Origin of the sequence: Actinomadura macra NBRC 14102, from assembly GCF_001552215.1 — a bacterium.
Lineage (GTDB): Bacteria > Actinomycetota > Actinomycetes > Streptosporangiales > Streptosporangiaceae > Spirillospora > Spirillospora macra.
Genome location: NZ_BCQT01000004.1, coordinates 431,972 through 451,296, shown reverse-complemented (window position 1 = coordinate 451,296; position 19,325 = coordinate 431,972). Strand labels below are relative to the sequence as shown.

At 67.6% G+C, this 19,325-nt stretch carries 19 protein-coding genes; 15 read left to right on the top strand and 4 right to left on the bottom strand.

The window, feature by feature from the left end; all coding sequences use genetic code 11:
* Window positions 1-23 precede the first annotated feature (23 nt).
* The 15 genes from AMA02S_RS06905 (at window position 24) to AMA02S_RS06830 (ending at window position 14,958) form a co-directional block, all read left to right on the top strand.
* On the top strand, window positions 24-716 hold the full coding sequence (locus AMA02S_RS06905; RefSeq protein WP_157430428.1) for a hypothetical protein: 693 nt from the start codon (window positions 24-26) through the stop codon (window positions 714-716).
* A 432-nt stretch (window positions 717-1,148) separates the two neighbouring features.
* Window positions 1,149-2,339 (top strand): helix-turn-helix domain-containing protein, encoded by a 1,191-nt coding sequence (locus tag AMA02S_RS06900; protein WP_067453291.1) that lies wholly within the window; start codon window positions 1,149-1,151, stop codon window positions 2,337-2,339.
* Between the two features lie 390 nt (window positions 2,340-2,729).
* On the top strand, window positions 2,730-3,170 hold the full coding sequence (locus tag AMA02S_RS06890) for a hypothetical protein (protein ID WP_067453287.1): 441 nt from the start codon (window positions 2,730-2,732) through the stop codon (window positions 3,168-3,170).
* 66 nt (window positions 3,171-3,236) lie between these two features.
* Window positions 3,237-3,482, top strand: a complete 246-nt coding sequence (locus tag AMA02S_RS06885) for a hypothetical protein (RefSeq protein ID WP_067453284.1) — start codon at window positions 3,237-3,239, stop codon at window positions 3,480-3,482.
* Entirely contained in the window at window positions 3,479-3,901 is a 423-nt protein-coding gene (locus tag AMA02S_RS06880) for a hypothetical protein (protein ID WP_067453280.1), read from the top strand. Before AMA02S_RS06885 ends, AMA02S_RS06880 begins: the two co-directional genes overlap by 4 nt.
* Window positions 3,898-4,206 carry a hypothetical protein gene (locus tag AMA02S_RS06875; protein ID WP_067453277.1) on the top strand — a complete coding sequence of 103 codons (309 nt, stop codon included), beginning with the start codon at window positions 3,898-3,900 and terminating at the stop codon, window positions 4,204-4,206. The genes AMA02S_RS06880 and AMA02S_RS06875 overlap by 4 nt, the downstream gene beginning before the upstream one ends.
* A 954-nt stretch (window positions 4,207-5,160) precedes the next feature.
* On the top strand, window positions 5,161-6,573 hold the full coding sequence (locus AMA02S_RS06870) for a sulfatase family protein (RefSeq protein WP_067453274.1): 1,413 nt from the start codon (window positions 5,161-5,163) through the stop codon (window positions 6,571-6,573).
* A gap of 95 nt (window positions 6,574-6,668) precedes the next feature.
* Complete coding sequence (locus AMA02S_RS06865) at window positions 6,669-7,601, top strand: formylglycine-generating enzyme family protein (protein ID WP_067453272.1); 933 nt, start codon at window positions 6,669-6,671, stop codon at window positions 7,599-7,601.
* Window positions 7,602-7,696: 95 nt separating this feature from the next.
* Window positions 7,697-8,290, top strand: a complete 594-nt coding sequence (locus tag AMA02S_RS06860; protein WP_245667381.1) for a TetR/AcrR family transcriptional regulator — start codon at window positions 7,697-7,699, stop codon at window positions 8,288-8,290.
* A complete protein-coding gene (locus AMA02S_RS06855; protein WP_067453266.1) occupies window positions 8,287-8,766 on the top strand; it encodes an MFS transporter in 480 nt (159 codons plus the stop codon). Before AMA02S_RS06860 ends, AMA02S_RS06855 begins: the two co-directional genes overlap by 4 nt.
* 461 nt (window positions 8,767-9,227) lie before the next feature.
* A complete protein-coding gene (locus AMA02S_RS06850) occupies window positions 9,228-10,076 on the top strand; it encodes a methyltransferase domain-containing protein (RefSeq protein WP_169806788.1) in 849 nt (282 codons plus the stop codon).
* Window positions 10,077-10,359: 283 nt separating this feature from the next.
* The gene (locus AMA02S_RS06845; protein WP_218004866.1) at window positions 10,360-11,907 is read left to right on the top strand and encodes a tyrosinase family protein; all 1,548 of its coding nucleotides are present in this window, start codon (window positions 10,360-10,362) and stop codon (window positions 11,905-11,907) included.
* A 211-nt stretch (window positions 11,908-12,118) separates the two neighbouring features.
* A complete protein-coding gene (locus AMA02S_RS06840; protein WP_067453257.1) occupies window positions 12,119-13,090 on the top strand; it encodes an NAD(P)-dependent alcohol dehydrogenase in 972 nt (323 codons plus the stop codon).
* 273 nt (window positions 13,091-13,363) lie between these two features.
* Complete coding sequence (locus AMA02S_RS06835) at window positions 13,364-14,278, top strand: NADP-dependent oxidoreductase (protein ID WP_067453252.1); 915 nt, start codon at window positions 13,364-13,366, stop codon at window positions 14,276-14,278.
* A gap of 242 nt (window positions 14,279-14,520) precedes the next feature.
* On the top strand, window positions 14,521-14,958 hold the full coding sequence (locus AMA02S_RS06830) for a hypothetical protein (RefSeq protein ID WP_157430426.1): 438 nt from the start codon (window positions 14,521-14,523) through the stop codon (window positions 14,956-14,958).
* A gap of 137 nt (window positions 14,959-15,095) precedes the next feature.
* Here the strand turns inward: AMA02S_RS06830 and AMA02S_RS41435 are convergent, their stop codons facing one another.
* Genes AMA02S_RS41435 through AMA02S_RS06810 form a run of 4 tightly spaced genes read right to left on the bottom strand, consistent with a single transcriptional unit; the run spans window position 15,096 to window position 19,038 of the window.
* Window positions 15,096-15,977 (bottom strand): ROK family protein, encoded by an 882-nt coding sequence (locus AMA02S_RS41435; RefSeq protein WP_157430425.1) that lies wholly within the window; start codon window positions 15,975-15,977, stop codon window positions 15,096-15,098.
* Window positions 15,974-16,843, bottom strand: a complete 870-nt coding sequence (locus tag AMA02S_RS41430; protein WP_067453246.1) for a carbohydrate ABC transporter permease — start codon at window positions 16,841-16,843, stop codon at window positions 15,974-15,976. Before AMA02S_RS41430 ends, AMA02S_RS41435 begins: the two co-directional genes overlap by 4 nt.
* Window positions 16,840-17,787, bottom strand: coding sequence for a carbohydrate ABC transporter permease (locus AMA02S_RS06815; protein ID WP_245667380.1), 948 nt, complete (start codon window positions 17,785-17,787; stop codon window positions 16,840-16,842). The genes AMA02S_RS41430 and AMA02S_RS06815 overlap by 4 nt, the downstream gene beginning before the upstream one ends.
* Window positions 17,788-19,038 carry an extracellular solute-binding protein gene (locus tag AMA02S_RS06810; RefSeq protein WP_067453243.1) on the bottom strand — a complete coding sequence of 417 codons (1,251 nt, stop codon included), beginning with the start codon at window positions 19,036-19,038 and terminating at the stop codon, window positions 17,788-17,790.
* Between the last annotated feature and the right edge of the window lie 287 nt (window positions 19,039-19,325).

The following is a 19,325-nucleotide window of genomic DNA, read 5'->3' as shown; positions in this document are numbered from 1 at the left end:
AGCGGGCCCTAGACGCTCTGCTCGTGTCCGGCGCCGCCGACCTGCTCGACCACGTGCGCGCCTACACCAACCCCACCCAGATCCTGACCGCACTGCTGGATCTTCCTCAAAACAGCCGACCCGAACCGGTCCCAACCCATCCGCCGATCGCAATGACGGGATCGAAACAGCAACTCCTGAACCGCATCCAGACCTGGACACTTACCCGCGACCTCGCCCGCGCCCGCAATCTCGCCCGCAGTCTCGTCCGCGACCTCACTCGCATCCGCGGTCTCAACCGCGCTCGCGTCCGCGCCCTCGACCTCGTCCGCGCCCTCGTGCGCGCTCGCGACCTCGCTCGCATCTGCAGGCTCGACCTTGACCTCGATCGCACTGTCGTCCGCGCCCGCGCTCTTGCCCGCGCCCTCGATCGTGTCCGCGCCGACGACCTCGATCTCTCCATCGACCTTGCCAGCGCCCTCGACAAAGCTTGGGCCCTTGTCGCTGGGCTTCTGAAGGACACGCAGGTCAATGTCTCGGGCATCGACTTGACCGACGTGGACTTGACACAGGTCGACCGAAGTGAGGCGCTGGCGGGGGTGGTGTGGGATGAAGCCACCTCCTGGCCGCCCAACGTCCGGGAGTGGATTAAGGCCCGTTCTGAGCAGATCGAGCCGGGCCTGTACCGGGTGCGCCGCGGTACCGAACGCGACCCCCACGAGTCGGCCAGTGTTTAAGCCCAGGGCTGGACGCCGGGCACCGCGCGCAGGGGTGGCGCCGTAGAAGCCGCATCGCTCGTCCAACCTGGGCGCAAGGGCTTGAACGTTGTGAGCACCTCGCCCACACCGTCGCGTGGCGCCTGGCCAGGCCAGCACCCTCCGGCCACGGTCGCGGCGCCGCGCGACGACATCGGCGCCCCAGACCCCGCACGCCACAGCGGTGGGCCCTAGATGTGCGCCCGCCTGCTGCCTGCCCGGCAGCGCGTCGTGATCCTGGACGAGGCCACCGCCCATCAGGACCCCAGGACCCCACCTCCGGGACGGACAGCTTGACCCGGCGTAAGAGGAGGCTGCGAGGCGAGGGTGGCGTGGTCGGCCCGTCCCTCTGACGAGTTCGAGCCCCGCGACCTACCCTGACGTTGACGAGACCTCAGGAGAGGAGCAGGGCTCATGCCCGAAGCTAGCACGATCGGAACCGCGCTCAGGCGCATCCGTACCGAGCGTGGCCTCAGCCAAGAGGGGCTGGCCGAGAAGGCCGGGCTGTCGAGGGATACCGTCGCCAAGCTGGAGCAGGGCCGACGGCGCGGTGAGCGGACGACCACGCTCATGCGGCTTGCCAACGCGCTCGACGTGGATCTGGGCGAGCTGACCGGACGCCGCGAACGGGTCGGCGGGCGGGACGGCGCGAGTGTCCTAGCCGTGCGCGATGTGATCCTTGCGCCCTCGCTACTTCCCGGTGTGGGCGGGCTGGACGCGGACGATGCCGGAGACCCAACTCCTCTGCCTGAGTTGAAGGCCGCAGTCGCGCGCGGCTGGCGGATGTACTGGGAGGGCGATCTCACGGCGCTCACGGTGACCGTCCCGGGCTTGATCGCCGAGGGGCGTCTCACGCAACGTTCCCTCGGGGCACAGGCAGCGGTGCCGCTGTCGCGGGCCTACCAGCTCGCCGCCTGTCTGCTCAACCATCTCGGTAAGCCCGAGCTCGCCGCCATCGCCGCTGAGCGTGCCATCGCTGTCGCCTACCAGGGCGACGACGAGCTGCAACACGCGACCGTCCAGGGCACGTACGCGTGGGCGCTGCACCGCCAGGCCAGGCTCACCGAGGCCGAACAGGTCGCAGCGAAGGCGGCCTCCTCCATCGAGCCATCGTTCAACGATTCGCCAGTTCGGCTCTCGGTATGGGGTGGCCTGCTGTTGAACGCACTGGCACCCCGGATCGTCGCAGGCAACGACCCAGAGGAGTACCTTTCACCGGCGCGCGCGGCGGCCGCCGCGATCGGCAGCCGCCGCGTCGAGCACTACGACGCCTGGTTCGGAGCTCATACGGTGAACATGCAAGGCGTGTACGCCTGGGCGACGCTGCGGGAGCCCGGCCGGGCGCTGGAGGCGGCCCGCAGCGTGCAGATCAGCGGCCTGCACGGCATCTATCGGGGCCGACACCTCCTCGACGTAGCACAGGCACACGTGGACGCTCGGCAGCCGAGGGCCGCCGAGGCGCGGCTCGCCGACGCCCAGGCGGTGGCACCCCAGTGGTTCCGGCACCAGACACTTGCACAGGGCCTGGTCGGGGAAGTGCGCGAGGTGATGAGCCGGCCGACCCCGAGAATCCGGGCACTTGCTCACGAGGTGGGCATCGACTAGGACGCGGCGTCCTTGACCGTCGGGTGATGATCCGGTCGGGAGTGGACATGGCGTCATCACGTGGCCAGTCGGGGACGCGCGAATGCGGACGCCGTGTCACTGGTTCGTCACGCAAGACTGCGGGTGAATGTTCTGTGTGACCCGTGACACAGATATTGGAGAGACGGACCAGGCGGCGTCCGCAATCCGCAATGAGTTCCCCGCGTGGGACATCACCCTCGACAGAGACCGGTGGCGGGCGACGCGACCTGGTCGGCGCGCCCGCCTCGACGGCCCCCTCCTCGGTGTGCACATGCCGACCGAACTCGGAGCCAGCTCTGCGGACGAGTTGCGTGTACGGCTGCGCGAAGTGCTCGGCTTCGAGGCCGGCGAAGGCACCAAGGCCTCGCGGTGAACGAGGTCGGCGAGGTGCGCCTCGCTTTGCTGGCGGAGTTTCCGGGCTGGCTGGTCGAGGTGACCGAAAGCGAGTTCGGAGTGTCCTTCGAGGCCTGCCGTCCGCTTGCCCCGGGACACGGCGGGCCGGTCGATCTCTACAGCGATGACCTGGCCCTCTTCCGTGAGCTGTTGGAGGACGCGGACCGAGGTGACTCCCGCCTCGCCATACGGGCACTGGCCGCAGGCCTGGCCGTGCGCGGTATCCGAGCACGGCCCTGCCTCACCACCCTGGGTGTAGGGCTGCCCGGGCAGGACGAGCGGTTGATCACCTGCCGGCGCGGGCTATTCCACTGGGCTCAGGACGATCGGCGGATAGGGCCGATCACCGATACGCGTCTGGTGATCAGACGTGTCGTGGACGCCATTCGGATGGCGCCGCACGAGGTCACGAGATAAGGGCGACCCCGGCCCGGCGGGCAAACGCCGGGGGACCCGGGGCCTAACCGAAACGGAGCTTCGGCTATGGGCAAGCTACAACAACCGCCAGGAGCGGACGCTGTCGCAGCGGAGAAGGCTGCGCTGCGTGAAGAGTTCGGCGGCTGGTCGATCATTCACACCAGCGATACCGGGCGGTGGTGGGCGACGCGGGCGAGCCTCGTCAGTGAGGACCTGTCTCGCGTCGAGGGCGCTACTTTCGACGCCGACACCGCCGAGGGGCTGCGCGCCATGCTGAGAGAGGCCACGGGCGCCAAGGTGATCGGACAGTGAGCGGGAACGCGGAGGTGCGCGCGCTGACCGAGGAGTTCCCTGACTGGCTGATCGAGACGGGCGACGACGCACTCGGCGCCGACTGGCGGGCGGGCCGTCCGCTCGCGGTGGGATGCGGCGGGTTTGTCGGGATTCATGCCGCCGACGCCGAGGTGTTGCGGGAACTGCTGGAAACGGCCGAGCACTGTGACCACCGGTTGGCGCTGCGACGGCTGGGCGCCGAGCTGAGCGAGCGTGGCGTCACCGTCCGCACCTATGTCACCAACCTGATCATCACCCGGCCGGACGGGCGGGAGCTGCTGATCAACTGCAAGCGCGGCACCTTCCGCTGGGCGATGGGCCAGGACATCGGCCCCATCGTCGACATCAGCGGAGTGGTGCAGGACGTTGTGGACGCCGTCCAGAGGAGCCCGTCATGACCGGCGCGCCGATCCCGTCGCAGGTTCCCCGGATGTTCCTGTCCGCGGCACCCGTCCAGGCCGCGGTGCAGTTTCCGCGCGGGGTGCGGCACTGGCTCGGCCGGGCGACTCTGCGCCATTGGGCGCTGGTGCCGTGGCCTTGGGGTGAGCACGGGTACCGGCTGATCGAGGCCGCGACCGAGGCCGCCCTTGCTGAGGAGGTCCGCCAGCTCATGAAGGACACTCCCGGGCTGGACGGCCGGGCAACGCGAGCCAGGGGTGGCGCCGTAGCAGCCGCGTCGCTCGTCCAACCCGGGCGCGCCTGACATGCCGGGCCTCTGGGAGGACCCAAGGTCGGGCCCCTGGACGTGGTGGTGGCTGCTGAGCGGGCCTCGCCATCTCCACCCGGCGTGCGTGCGGCCAGACCCACGACGCCGGACCGTGGACAGCCCTGCGGCAGGGCGCGACGACCGGGAGTCCGTACCTCCCGCCGCTACGCGTCCACGCGGGGAGGGCCCTCCCCGCGGGTGAGGGAGACGAGGCCATCGACGACAAGATGATCACCGTCGTGGACGTCGCCCGGCGACTGCGGCGCTGGACCCCGTGATCCTGTGAGGGCTGGGTGAGCAGCCCTCACAGGATCACGGCCCCGGCAGCCGAATCCGTTGACAAAGTATCCTGCTTTTCCTATTGTTTTAGTTGAGATCTCCGAAGCCGCTTGAGGTGGCTCTCGGACGGTCGTGTGAACACCCGCGCGCCCGTCGCCGAATGGTCATCGGCGTATTCGCTGCGTCCCGGAGTCGCGCCCGGAATGGAAGTACCGCATTTTCCTGCGAACTCGCCTTTGGGTCGCTATTGCGCATGTAAAAGCACTTCGATTGTGCATCCTTGCGGCCTTGGTCCATGGTTGCGAGGTCCAGCTTCCCGAGAAATAGGGCAACCTGCGGGATTGACGCGACCGGAATCAGTTTATAGCGTTTGATTATGGCTCCGGGTGACTTTCTGGTCGCTCGCCTGCACGTCGATTTCAAGCGGCAGGCGAGCGCGCTCTGTCTGTCCCATCTTGCCTTCTGAGCCGGGAACTCCGGGTTGAGGCATCCCCTATTGGAACGCTTTGTGGAAGCGTCGTAGATTCGATCAATCGGCGCCGCAAGCGGTATTTGGCACGCCACTTGTCCCTTCCAATCCGTCTGTTCTTTTCCTTTCCTGTGCGTCCGTCAGACCTTCGTATTTACGTCCGGAGACAGCACGTCGCTGTCAGCGAGAGGAGCTGGGAGAACATGACCGAGGAACAGCAAGAGAACAGGGGTGACAGAGCCGAGGTCAGCCGGCGGCGATTCCTCGCCGGCTCGGCGGCGGCAGCGGTGGTGGCGGCCTCCGGGACGCTTCCGGCCCTGTCCGGGACGGCGTCGGCGGCGACCCGCCCGAACGTCCTGTTGATCGTTACGGACGACAACCCCAAGCAGACCAACTGGGCGCTTCAGAAGACCATCGCCTGGCTCGGCGGGCAGGGCGTGACCTACAACCACGGCCACGTCACCACCCCGCTGTGCGCCCCCTCGCGGTCGTCGATCTTCTCGGGACGCTACGCGCACAACCACGGCGTGCGGAACAACGCGGCCTCCTACAGCCTGGACCAGAGCACGACGGTCCAGCGCTACCTCAAGCAGGCGGGGTACCGCACCGGGCTGTTCGGGAAGTACCTCAACTCCTGGACGTTGTCCGACAACCCTCCCCACTTCGAGGAATGGGCGCTTCTCAAGCCCGCCTACGTGGACGCGCAGTGGAACGTCAACGGCACCGTCCAGACGATCAACGGATACACCACCGACATCGTCAAGAACAGGACGCTGGCCTTCCTGAACAAGTCCACGACCGACACCCGCCCGTGGTTCGCGTACGTCACCCCGTACGCCTCGCACGAGCCCAACACGCCCGCCGCCCAGTACGCCGACACGACCGTGCCGGCCTGGAACGGCCGTCCCTCCGTCCCCGAGGCCGACCGGAGCGACAAGCCGGCCTACGTCCAGAACGCGACCAGCACCCTCGCCGACGGCAAGGCGGTGCGCCGGCGGCAACTGCGGACGCTGCTGTCCGTCGACGACGCCGTACAGGCGTTCAAGGACAAGCTGACGGCCCTCGGGCAACTGGACAACACGCTGGTCATCTACATCGGCGACAACGGGTTCCAGTGGGCCGACCACGGCCTTCTCGGGAAGGGGACGCCCTACTCCCCGGCCCACGAGGTGCCGTTCTACCTGTCCTGGCCCGGCGGCGGCCTGGGCGCCGGCACCACCGACAACCGCATCGTCGCCAACATCGACATCGCGCCGACCATCCTCGCCGCCGCCGGGATCACTCCCACCGCGTCGCAGGACGGCAAGTCGCTGCTGTCCGGTTTCAACCGTGACCACCTGCTGGTCGAGTGGTGGAAGCAGGGCACGGGGGGCGTCAAGGACAGCTGGGCGTCCTACGTCGCCAAGAACAAGCAGTACGTCGAGTACTACGACCTGCACACCAACGCCGCCGGGGCGGTCTCGGGCACCGGGCAGGTGACCTTCCGCGAGTACTACGACCTCGTCAACGACCAGTACCAGCTCACCAACAAGCTCTACCAGGCGACACCCGCCGAAGAGCAGAGCCTGGGCATCCCCGCGCTGGCCGCCCAGCTCACCGCGGATCGCCAGAGCTGACGCGACGGCAACGACCAGGACCGCGGCACCGTCCGCACGTCACGCGATCGCGTGGACGCGGACGGGCCGCGGTCCCCGGCCGAGTGGAGAGTTCCATGGACAAGTCCTGCTGCACCCCCGGCCGCGAGCCGGCGGGCATCCCGCTGACCTTGGACCAGCGCCACGCCCCGCGGCCGGCCGAACCCCGCCACAAGCGCATGGTCCGGCTTCCCGGTGGGTCGTTCCTCATGGGCACCGAGGACGAGGTGGGCTATCGCGCCGACGGGGAGGGGCCGGTCCGCGAGATCGAACTGCGCCCCTTCCGGATCGAGACGACGACGGTGACCAACGCCCAGTTCGCCACCTTCGCCAAGGCGACCGGCTATGTCACCGAGGCTGAGGACTTCGGGTTCTCCTTCGTCTTCGAGGGTTTCCTCAGCCCGAACAACGCGCGCCTTTCACAGGTCGTGCCCGCGGCTCCCTGGTGGCGCTCTGTACCGGGCGCATTCTGGAGGCGGCCCGAGGGGCCCGGCTCGTCCATCACCTCACGGCAGAACCATCCGGTCGTGCACGTCTCGTGGAACGACGCACAGGCCTACTGCCGCTGGTCGGGCACCCGGCTGCCCACCGAGGCGGAATGGGAGTTCGCCGCCCGCGGCGGCTTGGAACAGCGCCGCTATCCGTGGGGGGACGAGCTGACGCCGGGCGGACGGCACCTCTGCAACGTCTGGCAGGGGGATTTCCCGACACTCAACACCGGCGCCCACCAGGGCACGGCGTCCGCGAAGTCGTACCGGCCGAATGGATACGGCCTCTACAACGTCGTTGGAAACGTCTGGGAATGGTGCGCCGACTGGTTCAGCGCCGGCTTCCACCGCACCGGCCCGCGCGAGAATCCGTCAGGTCCGCCCGAAGGCACCGCCCGAGTGATGCGCGGCGGTTCCCACATGTGCCACGAGTCGTACTGCAACCGGTATCGCGTGGCGGCGAGATCCTCCAACACCCCGGACAGCTCCGCGGGCAACATCGGCTTCCGCGTCGCCGGCTGATCGCCTGACGCCGGCCCGCAACGGAAGATCGCCCACAACTGGTACTAATGTACATGTACACTTGTACTAGTACATCTGTACATGTTGGGGGGATCATGATGGCCGCAGTACCCGACGGCACCGGACAGACCACCGCCACGCGTGGTCGCCGCGACCCGGGGGCGCGCCGCCAGGCGATCGTCCGGGCGGCGTCCGACCTGCTGGTGGAGGGCGGCGGCGACCTCACCCATCGCCGGGTCGCCGAACGCGCCGACGTTCCGCTCGGCGCGACCACCTACTACTTCTCCTCGCTGGACGAGCTGCGCGAGGCAGGTCTGGAACTGCTGGCGACCGAGCTGGACGAGGCCCTGGCGGAGATGAGGCAGGAGGCGGCGGAGTCCTCGGGCGACCCGGAGGTCCTGGCCTCGCTGCTGCACGACTACCTCAGCGACCAGAACCAGGTGCGTGCCGACGCCGCCCTGTACGGCGCCGCGATCCAGCGTCCGGAGCTGCGCGCACTCGCCCTGCGCTGGTTCGACGGGGTGGTCGAGCTGCTGTCGGACTGGGCTGACCCCGCCACCGCGCAACTGCTGGCCGTCTTCGCCGACGGCGCCTGCCTGCACGCCACCTTCCACGGCCAGCCCCTGGACCGTGCGGCCATCGCCCGCGCGATGACCGCCCTGATGGGCCCGGCGAAGGACGAGCGATGAGTGCCACCCAGGTCACGGAGCCGCATCCCACGATGGGGACCAGACGGCGCTGGGCGGCACTGGCGGTGCTGTCGGCGAGCCTCCTGGTCATCGCCATGGACATGACGATCCTCAACGTCGCCCTCCCGCACATCACCGAGGATCTCGCGCCCACGGCCGCCCAGCAGCTGTGGATCGTCGACGTCTACTCGCTGATCCTGGCCGGGCTGCTCGTGCCGGTCAGCGCCGTGGCCGACCGTTACGGGCGCAAGCGCGTCCTGCTCGCCGGGTATGTGCTGTTCGGCGGCGTCTCGCTGGCCGTGCTGGCGGCCGGTTCCCCGGCCGGGGTGATCGCCGTCCGCGCCCTGCTCTGCGCCGCCGGAGCAATGATCATGCCGACCACCCTGTCGTTGCTCCGCGTCATCTTCACCCAACGTCAAGCGCTCGGGCGACCGTTTGCGGTCATCAACCGTGTCATCCATTCTGCTACCCGATGAGCATCACCCGCCGACTTCGGCCGACCGCGGCCGCGCGCTGGTGGGCGGCGCTGGCAACGACACCTCCTCGCCGTGGCCGCGATCCAGGCCCGCACATCCGGTGCCGCCGCAGCCGCCCCGGCGGCGCGGGTGGCAGCACACGCCTCACCCCGATATCTGAACCTTCACCAGTGTGTGTACTTCCGACGGATGCGGGATGACGCGCCCTACTTCGAGAGGTACACCTTGATCCTGCGCGCCAGCACGGGCGGCACCCACGTCAGCACCGTCCCCGAGTCCCAGGTGCACTGCCCTCAGAGAGAAGACGACTGGGGCACCCTCGCCGGCGTGTCGGGGGTCGTCGCACTCGACCTCAATGCGGCCGCTACCTCAACTTCCATGAATGCCATGCTTCCATCGTCACCCAGGCCGCCGACGGGGCCGCCGATCCCGCCGCCGGTATCGCCGAGGCGACCTCGTCCTTGTCGGCGCCTGGTGCCGTGGTGGCCTTCCTGGAGTTGCTCAACGTCCAACCCGGCGAGCGTGTCCTGGAGGTGGGGACGGGCACCGGATGGACCGCGGCTCTGCTGACGGCACTCGGCGCCGGCGTCACGACCATCGAGATCGACCCGGTCATCGCCTCGGCCGCCGACCAGAGGTTGCGCGCCACCGGCTTCGACGCCGTGGTCCTCATCGGTGATGGCGCGGAGGGTGCGCCCGAGAGCGGGCTGTTCGGTGGCGTGCACGTCACTTGCGCGGTCACCGAGATCCCCTATCCGTGGGTCGAGCAGACGCGTCCGGGCGGCCGGATCGTCGCGCCCTGGCAGCCCGAGTTCGGTGACGGCCACAAGGTGCTGCTGACCGTCACCGAGGACGGGCGCGCGATCGGCCGGCTCACAGGTACCGCGCACTACATGATGCTCCGCTCCCAGCGTGGTGGCTTCCATCTCCCCGAGGACACGGCGGGCGCCGCCGAGACCGGGACTTGCCTCGATCCTCGGCAGGTGACCGAGGGCGGTTACGGTGCCGATGCCGCGATCGCCGGGATGCTGCCGGACGTCATGGCTCTGCCGCAACACGAGACCGGACGGTTCGAGTTGCTGCTGGCCGATACCGGCGGCACCTCCTGGGCCCGTGTGAGCCGGACCGGTGGCGCCGAGCATCACGTCCGGCAAGCAGGGCCCCGCCGCCTCTGGGACGAGGTCGCCGACGCCTATCAGCGGTGGGTGGGCTGGGGCCGTGCGGAGCGCTCCCGGTTCGGCATGACCGTCGGCCAAAATGGTCACCAGGTCATCTGGTGCGATGACCCCACCAATATCATCACGCCTTGAGGCACAGTTGGACTTTCCGGCTTTGCGCCAGCCCGCCGTGCGTATGCGCGTCGCGCCGGTTCGTTGTCTTCGAGGTCCATGCGTCGCCCGCGTCTCGGCATGCCCGCCCGGCAGTGCATCGTGTAGGGCGTGAGGTCATGGCCCGACACGGACGGCCCGTGTCCGACTCGGACAGGGCCTTACGTGAGATTTGGCTCGATACTTTTACGAGCACTTGAGGTGTCGAGAACTTTAGTCGTATGAGATGAGGTGAATATTACTCGCGTAACGGATTGGAGCTATCGTGCGGATACGTCAATCAATTCTCCAGCTGCAAAAGGACTACGAGAGCGGCAAAGACCCCGTGCCGCTGGAAAAGCTGGTGCATGCCTGGGCTGAATTCAAAGAACGTGAGTTCAGTGACAAGGAATCGTTCTTCGCTCTCGGTGGCCTCCATGGTGCGCCCTTCCGGGGGGCGGGCTGGGGTGATGTCGACTTCTGGGGTGGATACTGCCACCATGGCAATGTTCTGTTTCCGACCTGGCACCGTGCGTACATACTCGCAGTCGAGAATGCGCTGCGCAGTGTGGAGGGTTGCGAAGATGTCGCCATGCCCTTCTGGGACGAGACGGACGAATACTCGCGGAACAACGGTATCCCGGACGTGCTCACGGCCGAGACGTTCACCTTCAAAACCGGGGAGGTCAGGGAAGCGAATACGATCATCCCCAACCCGCTGTACTCGTTCAAGTTCCCGAGGAACATCCGTGACCACCTCGCCGGGCAGGATGCCAGGCGGAGGCCGTTGAACTACACCAAAGACGCGGGCTACGTCACCGTCCGGTATCCGCTTTCCGGGCTGGTGGGTACGGCAGAGGACCGGCGGAAAACCAAAGAGCACAACGATAGGTACGCCGCCAACGCCCGTGCCTTGTTGAACGAAAATGTCCGCAACTGGCTGAAGGGTGTGGCCGTTCCGGGTCGGGTGGTCTACCAGCAGTATCTGGACTGTCTTAAGGTGCCCGACTACACCACCTTTTCCAACACCACCAGCATGGCGGCGTGGAACGACAACAGTGCCCAGCGGAGCGTCTCTCTAGAGAGCCCGCACAATGCCGTTCACCTAGCGGTCGGCGGGTTCACCGCCCCTGGCACATCGCTCGCGGAGATTATCCGGGGCGCCAACGGCGACATGGGCGAGAACGACACCGCGGCCCTCGACCCGATCTTCTATTTCCATCACTGCTTCATCGACTATGTGTTCTGGCGGTGGCAGGAGATACACAACAGGACGGAAGAGCTGGAGATCTGGCCGCAATACCCCGGTACCAACACCGTGGACTCGCAGGGCCCCACGCCTGGGGTGTTGCCCAATCAATGGCTGGATCTCGATTCGCCCCTCGATCCCTTCCTGTACACCTCCAAAGCCTGCATCAACATCAAGGACCTCGACTACACGTACGGTCCGGGATCGCTGGACGGCGTCGGGCTTGAGGAGCTGAGGGAATCAGAGTCGGGAGCCACGATCCGGATCGGCGGTATCAATCGCGCCGAGATCCGCGGGTCCTTCACGATCTCGGCCTTCGCCGAGATCGATGGTGAGACCCGCCATCTTGGTACCGAGGCCGTGCTGAGCCGATGGCACGTGCGGGGATGCATGAACTGCCAGACCCATCTGGAGGCAACGGCGCGCTTCGCGCTACCGCAAGAACTGCTGGCCAGGCGGGACTCCGGAGGCGGAATCCGGATACAGGTGCTCACCCACGATGAGGAGACGAGCGTCACCCATACCATGCCCCTGACGGAGGAACAGGTGGACATCGGTTCGCTGAACGTTCGGCTGCACCTCTAAGTGCCGGCTCTCCGTTCCGGCCGGAGCTAGCCTTCCCACTGACCGTCCCCGAAGTCCGCCGCCTGAGGGACGGGCCGGCCGGCGAGGTGGACGAAATGGCAGCTCATTGACGGGTCCGGCGGCGGGTGATCGTGGCAGCCGTATGGCCGACTGCGGCCGGGCGGCGGAGGGAGGGTTGAAAATGATCTCGGCGCCGTCGTTATGATCAGCCATGAAGGCAGCAGTCCTCACCAGATATGGCCCGCCGGAGGCGGTCCGGATCGCAGAGGTGGAAAAGCCGTCGGCCAAGGTCGGCGAGGTGCTCGTCAAGGTTCATGCGACGACGGTGAATCGGACGGACTGTGGCTTCCGGGCGGCCAAGCCGTTCATCGTACGATTTGTCGCCGGACTGATCCGGCCACGGGTGACGATCCTCGGAAATGAATTCGCTGGAGAGGTCGAGACGGTCGGCGGCGGCGTGACGTCCTTCGCGGTCGGCGATCGGGTATTCGGATACCGCGACAACCCGTTCGGTGGTCATGCGGAATACATCGCGATCCGTGAGGGTGGCATGATTGCGACCATTCCGGCGGGATTGACGTACGAGGAGGCCGCGCCCATTTTGGAGGGTTCGCACTATGCTCTTTCAGCGATCCGAGGGGCAAAGATCCACAGTGGGCAGGCCGTTCTCGTCAACGGCGCGACCGGGGCCATCGGCTCGGCGGCGGTGCAATTGCTGAAGAGTCTCGGTGCCGACGTGACCGCGACCTGCGGCTCGGAGCACGTGGACCTGGTCAAGGGCCTGGGTGCCGGCAGGGTCATCGACTACACGGCTGAGGACTTCACCAAGGACGAGCAGGAATACGACGTTGTGCTCGATCTGGTCGGCAAGAGCACGTTCGGGCAGTGTCGGCGACTGCTGAAACCGGGCGGGACTTATGTCTCGTCGGATTTGGGTCCGATGGGGCAGAACCCGCTGCTGGCGCTCGTCACTCCGCTGTTTCGCCGCCGGAAGGTCAAGTTTCCGCTGCCCCGGCAGAACCGGTCGATGGCGCTGTATTTCAAGGAGCTGGTCGAGACCGGAGAGTACAGGCCGGTCATCGACCGACGCTATTCATTCGACGAAATCGTCGAGGCTTACCGGTATGTCGAGACCGGCCAGAAAATCGGTAACGTCGTGATCGTCGTCGTGTCCTCGAACTAGCGGCCTGGTGTCGCCGCCACGCCCGGCAAAGCCACTACCAGCGACGAGGCCGCCGACCTACAAACTATCTCGGGCTGCTGTCCTAGGTCATGTGCCCTTGTGCAGACTGCACGGCCCATAGATCGTTCGCCGGTTCCCAGACCTGTCCCGCTGGCGTCCGCCGATCGCGGGTGCTGCTTCGGCGTACGCGGTGGTGCGAGCAGGGTTTAGTGGGGCGGCGGGGTGGCAGGTTGTGAGTATTCCGCGCTCGCGACTTCGGGAGGGAATCGGCTCATGCGCGCCGTCACCTATGACTCGTACGCCGATCCGCGGCTGACGGTCGGCGAGGTGCCCGAACCCAAGGTCGGGCCGGGAAGCGTGCTGGTCGAGGTGCGCGCCGCCGGGGTCAACCCGGTGGACTGGAAGGCCATGGCCGGTGGGCTGGACCCTCTGATGGACGCGGTGTTCCCGGTCATTCCCGGCTGGGACGTCGCGGGGGTCGTCCGTGGGCGAGGGCCTGATGTGCCGGAGTTCGCGCCGGGGGACGAGGTGATGGCCTACGCGCGCAAGGAAATCCTCAGGGATGGGACGTTCGCGCAGTATGTGGCCGTTCCGGCGGCCCATGTCGCGCTCAAGCCCGTCGCGCTCGACTGGGAGCAGGCCGGTGGGCTTCCGCTGGCGGGGATGACGGCGCAGCGGTCCCTGGACAGGCTGGACATCGGCCATGACGACGTCCTCCTTGTGCACGCGGCGTCCGCTGGCGTGGGGGGATTCGCGGTGCAGATCGCCCGCAGCCGGGGTGCGCGGGTCATCGGGACGGCCTCCGAGCCGAATCACGACTACCTGCGCGAACTCGGGGCCGAACCGGTCGCCTACGGGGACGGTCTGGCGGACCGGGTCCGGGACCTGGCACCGGACGGTGTGTCCGCCGTCGCCGATTTCGTCGGCGGGCAGTTGGCGACGACGCTGGCGGTGCTGCGGCCGGGCGGGCGCCACACCTCGGTGGCCGACCGCGAGGTGGAGGAGCACGGCGGGCACTGGATCTGGGTCCGGCCGGACGGCGCGAAACTCGCCCTGCTGTCCGACCTGGTGGAACAGGGCGCGCTCACGGTCGATGTGGCCGGGACGTTCTCCCTGGACGAGGTCGGTGCCGCATTCGACGCCAGCCGCAGTGGCCACACCCGCGGCAAGCTCGTCATCACCCCCTAGCGAGGTCCCTCCCCGGGTGCCGGAGGTGTCCCGGATCGCGCTTCGTGCCTGCATAACACCGGGGGACCGGTGGGCGAGTGGGGGCCGTGATGTTCGAGATGGTGCGGCCCGGCTGTCGTGGTGGAGACATCAGGGGGACTGGTGAGGTTACAGTGCGTCACTCCTAAACTCACTCTCGGTAGTTGAAACTTAACGAAGAGCCACTGCGGGTCTTCCCCAGCGGCTCGGAAAGGGGAACACCGATGAGCAAGCGGACCAAAGTACGAGGGATCGCGGGTCCCACGGCAGTGGGTGCCGCGGCGGTGGCGCTGGCGGCACTGCTTCCCGGCACCGCCGCGGCGGCGACCAGGGAGAGGCCACCTGGCTACACCTGTGACCAGGTGGAACCGTCTGAGGACCATCGCTCAGGCGGCTACGCGGGTACCGGGAACTGTGAGGTGACCGCAGGCGACCTCCCCGAGCAGGGGCCCATCTTCGGGGTGTTCAGCATCGAGGACCGGAAGGGCGCCACCGTCCTCTGCGAGGTCGTCCGGCCGTTCTCCGGCATCGCCAACCTCCCCGAATCGGTGCAGGGACGGCACTGCGCCCCCGTCGAGACCTCGGGCAACGCCGGCGAGGCGGCACCGCCTCAGGGAAGTGACGCCGGCCAGGCGGCGCCTCAGGGGAGCGACGCCGGGTAGCCGCCAGGTAAACGCCGCCGTCTGGGGTCACGGCGACGACTGGGGGATCGGGCTTCCGCGCGGTCCGATCCCCTGGCCCCGGAGTTCACCGCCTGTCGGCTCGGCCCCCTCTGACGCGCTCCCAGGGAGCCGAATGCTCAGTTGAGAAGGCGGGAAGCGAGGATCGTGGCGCCCTTGACGGCGGCCTGGTCGTGAAGTTCGGACGTGACGAGGCCGGGCGCGGAGCGGAAAGTGAGGCGTCCGGGCAGGCGGGAGGACAGTGGGTCCAGGAGGGCGGATCCCGCCTGGGCGAGGCCGCCGCCGATGACGATCCTTTCGGGATCGAGGAAGAGGGTCGCGGAGGCGAGGCTGTCGGCCAGGCAGTCCAGTGCCTCGTTCCAGACCGCGGCGGCGCGGGGGGCACCGGTGGCGGCCAGGGCGATGACGTCCTCGGCGGGAAGGTCCGCGCCGTGCCGCCGGGTGATCGCCGCGGCGGACGCGTAGGTCTCCAGGCATCCCCGGTTCCCGCAGGCACAGGGCTCGCCCTTCGGGCGAACGACGATGTGGCCGATCTCGCCGCTCCAGCCGGAGGTCCCGGGATAGGGGGCGCCGTTCAGGACGAGCGCCGCGGCGATACCGGTACCGATGGCGACGAAGAGGAAGTCACCCGCGGCACGGCCGGCGCCCAACTCGGCTTCGGCGAGGCCGCCGGTGCGGACATCGTGGCCGATCGCCACGGGGATACCGAGGCGTTCGGCGGCCAGGCGCCGTATCGGGACGTCCCGCCAGCCGAGGTTGGCGGAGTGCACGGCGGTGCCGGCGGCCTCGTCCACGATGCCGGGCAGGACGATGCCCGCCGCGGCGGCGGGGGAGCCGGTCAGCTCCTCCGCGCGCGCGGCGAGGCGGGCGGCGAAGTCGAGGATGCCGCCGACCGGATCCCCGCGGTCGGTCGGGCATGACTCGGTCGCCAGGATCTGGTGGTCCACGGTGAGTTCCGCCTTCATCGACGTGCCGCCCACGTCCAGGCCGATCAGGGTCACTTGACCGAGCCCGCGGTCAGGCCGCCGATCAGGTAGCGCTCGATGAAGACGAACAGGATCACGACGGGCACGATCGCGATCAGGGACGTGGCGAACAGGTACTGCCAGTGCGCCTGGTACTGGGTGACGAAGGACGGGATGGCGACGGTCAGGGGACGACGGTCCGGGGACGCGGTGACCGTGAGGGCCACGATGTACTCGTTCCACGCCGCGATGAACGTGTAGACGATCGCGGTGACCACGCCCGGCATGGAGATCGGCAAGGTGACGCGGGTGAGCGCGCCGAGCCGTCCGGCACCGTCCAGAAACGCGGCCTCCTCCAGTTCCTTGGGGATGCTGGAGAAGTAGCCGTGCAGGATCCAGATGCAGAACGGCAGGTTGAACGCGGCGTTCACCAGGATGAGGGAGATGAGGGTGTCGGTCAGGTTGAGCGCGACCATCTCCCGGTAGATGCCGATGACCAGGGCGGTCGGCGCGAACATCTGGGTGATGAGGACGAGCAGGAGGAACGCGCCGCGCCCGCGGAAACGGTTGCGGGCGGTGTAGTAGGCGGCGGGCATGGCGCATGCCAGCGTGAGGAGGGTGGCCGCCGCCGCGACGACGAGGGAGACCCGCAGGTACGTCCAGACGGGCGCCGCCGACCACACGTCCACGAAGTTCGACCAGGTCCAGTGGTCGGGCAGGTAGGAGCCCGGGGACCTGGTCAGTTCCTTCTCGGGCTTGAGGGCGGTCAGCGCCATCTGGACGTACGGCATGAGGAAGCCGATCGCGACGAGCCAGCCCGTCGCGGTCAGCAGGACCGTGCGGAGCCTGATCGGACGGCGGGTCCTGCCGGACGGAGTGGGGGGCGTGCCCGTGGCGCTCATCGGACCTCCTCCCGCCAGCGCGAAGCCTTCAGGTACAGCAGCACCATGACGAGGATGAGGACGAAGTTGACCACGGCCATCGCGGCGGACTCGCCGACGTTCTGGTCGTAGAAGGCGAGCTTGTACATGAAGGTGGTGGTGGTGTCGGTGGCGTGCCCGGGGCCGCCCCCGGTCATCGCCCAGATGATCGGGAAGCTGTTGAAGACGTTGATCACGTTGATGATGGAGGCGATCAGGATCGCGGGCCGCAGCAGCGGCAGCGTGATGCCGAAGTACATGCGCAGCGGTCCCGCGCCGTCGACGCGGGCCGCCTCGTAGACGTCGTCCGGGATCGTCTGGAGCCCGGCGAGGATCACGAAGGACGCGAACGGCAGCGACACGAACACCGCGACCCACATCATCCACAGCATCGCCTGCCAGGGGTGGGCCAGCCAGTTCACCGGCTTGTCGATCAGGTGCAGGTCGAGCAGCACCCGGTTGACCAGGCCGGAGTAGTTGTCCAGCATCCACTTCCAGATCAGCGACGTCATCAGCACGGACGCGGCCCACGGGACGATCACCGTCCAGCGGACGATGCGCCGCCCCGGGAAGCGGGCGTTCAGCAGCTGCCCGATCGCCAGCGACAGCACCATCGTGATGACCACGACGCCGGCGACCCAGCCGAGCGTCCGCAGCACGACGGGGATCAGGTCGTCCTCGTCGAACAGGTCGGAGTAGTTGGTGGTGCCGTTGCCGCCGAGCGTGACGCCCGACGAGCTGATCTTCAGCAGCGACGTGCGGACCATCTCGAAGACGGGCCACAGGACGACGACGATGATGAGGGCGAGGGACGGGCCGAGCCACAGCAGCGGGGTCAGGGCCCGCCCGGTCCGCCGGAGTGCGGAGGGGCGGGACACCCGCGCCGAGGCGACGGGGTCCCGCTCCCGGAGTTTCACGTCCTGCACTCAGCCGCTCTTCTCGGCCGTCTTCTGGATGCCGTCCAGGACCTTCTTCGGGTCCTTGTTCGCCACCGAGGTACCGAGGTCCTGCTTGACCGCGCCCGCGACCGCCGACCACGCCGGGTTGCTGGTCGGGGCGAACTTCGAGGTGGGCAGCGCGTCCACGAACTGCTTCATGTACGGGTCGGAGCTGAGCGCGTCACCCGCCGACTTCGTCACCGGGAGGAAGCCCTCCTTGCTGAGGAACCGGGAGGTGTTCTCCTTCTGGTAGAAGAAGTCGAGGAACTTCTTGATGGCGTCCTTGTTCTTGCCGTCGCTCTTCTTGAACGCGGCGAGGACGTCCATGACGCCGAGCGTGTTGTGCTCCGAGCCGCTCTTGCTCGGCAGCGGCGCGACACCGAAGTTCAGGCTCTTGTTGACGGGGTCGATGAAGCCGGCCTTGGTGAACGGGCCGCCGATCGCCATGCCGACCTTGCCCTGCGCGAACTGGTTGAACACCGTCTTGCGGTCGGTGGTCTCCGGGTTCGGCTGGGTCAGGCCGGACTTGGTGAGGCCCTTGAGGAAGGTCAGGGTGTCGACGTTGGCGGGCTGGTTGATGGCCCACTTGCCGGACGCGTCGACCCAGCCGCCGCCGTTGTTCATCGCCCAGGAGTAGAACTCCGCCTGCGATTCCTCGGGGCCGAGCGGCAGCCCGTAGCCGGTGGCGCCGGCCTTCTTGATCTTCTCGGCGTCCGCTTTGACCTCGTCCCAGGTCTTCGGCGCGTCAGCGATTTTCGCCTTCGCGAAGAGGTCCTTGTTGTAGAAGAGGAGCCGCGCGCTGGAGATGAACGGAAGGCCGTACTGTTCGCCGTTGTACTTGGCCTGTTCGACGAATGTCGGCGTGAAGTCGCTCAGCGTGGTCGGCGACACGACATCGGAGGCCTTGTAGATGAGGCCGTCCCGCGCGAAGTCGGAGAAGGCGTTGTAGTTGAGAATGTCGGGCGCCTGTTTCGTCTGGATGTAGGTCTTCACCTTGGCGTCCATCTGGGTCCAGTCGACCATCTCCAGCTGCACCTTGTAGCCGGAGTTCTTGGCCTCGAAGTCCTTGATGAGCGCGTCCCAATAGGGCTTGGTGTTGTCGTCGTAGATCGCCGCGACGAACTTGATGGTCTTGCCGTCGGAGCCGCCGTCGTCCGACGAGCTGCCCTTCCCGCATCCGCTGACACCGAGGGCCACCGTCAGGCCCGTGGCGATGGCCACCGTGAGGTGCCGTTTCATCTGTCCCCGCCTTCTCCGGCTTACTTTTTCGGACGCATGGGCGCGTCCATGCCGACTTCGGTCCACTGGCTCCGCCAACCCCCCGGAGGCGGCCGGGATCTGTCCCCTCCCGGCCCTTTGGCGGTGTCGTGTGCTCTGGGTCCGTTTCCGAGCGGTCTCGGGTTCCGCTCGGCGTTCCCCCTTCCGCGCATGACGATTTGTGCGCGGTATGAATGCTCTCTGAGCACAAACGCGCGTTGGCCCTGAAGATAAAAGCTGGTCCGTACCAGTTCAAGAGGTCTATTACG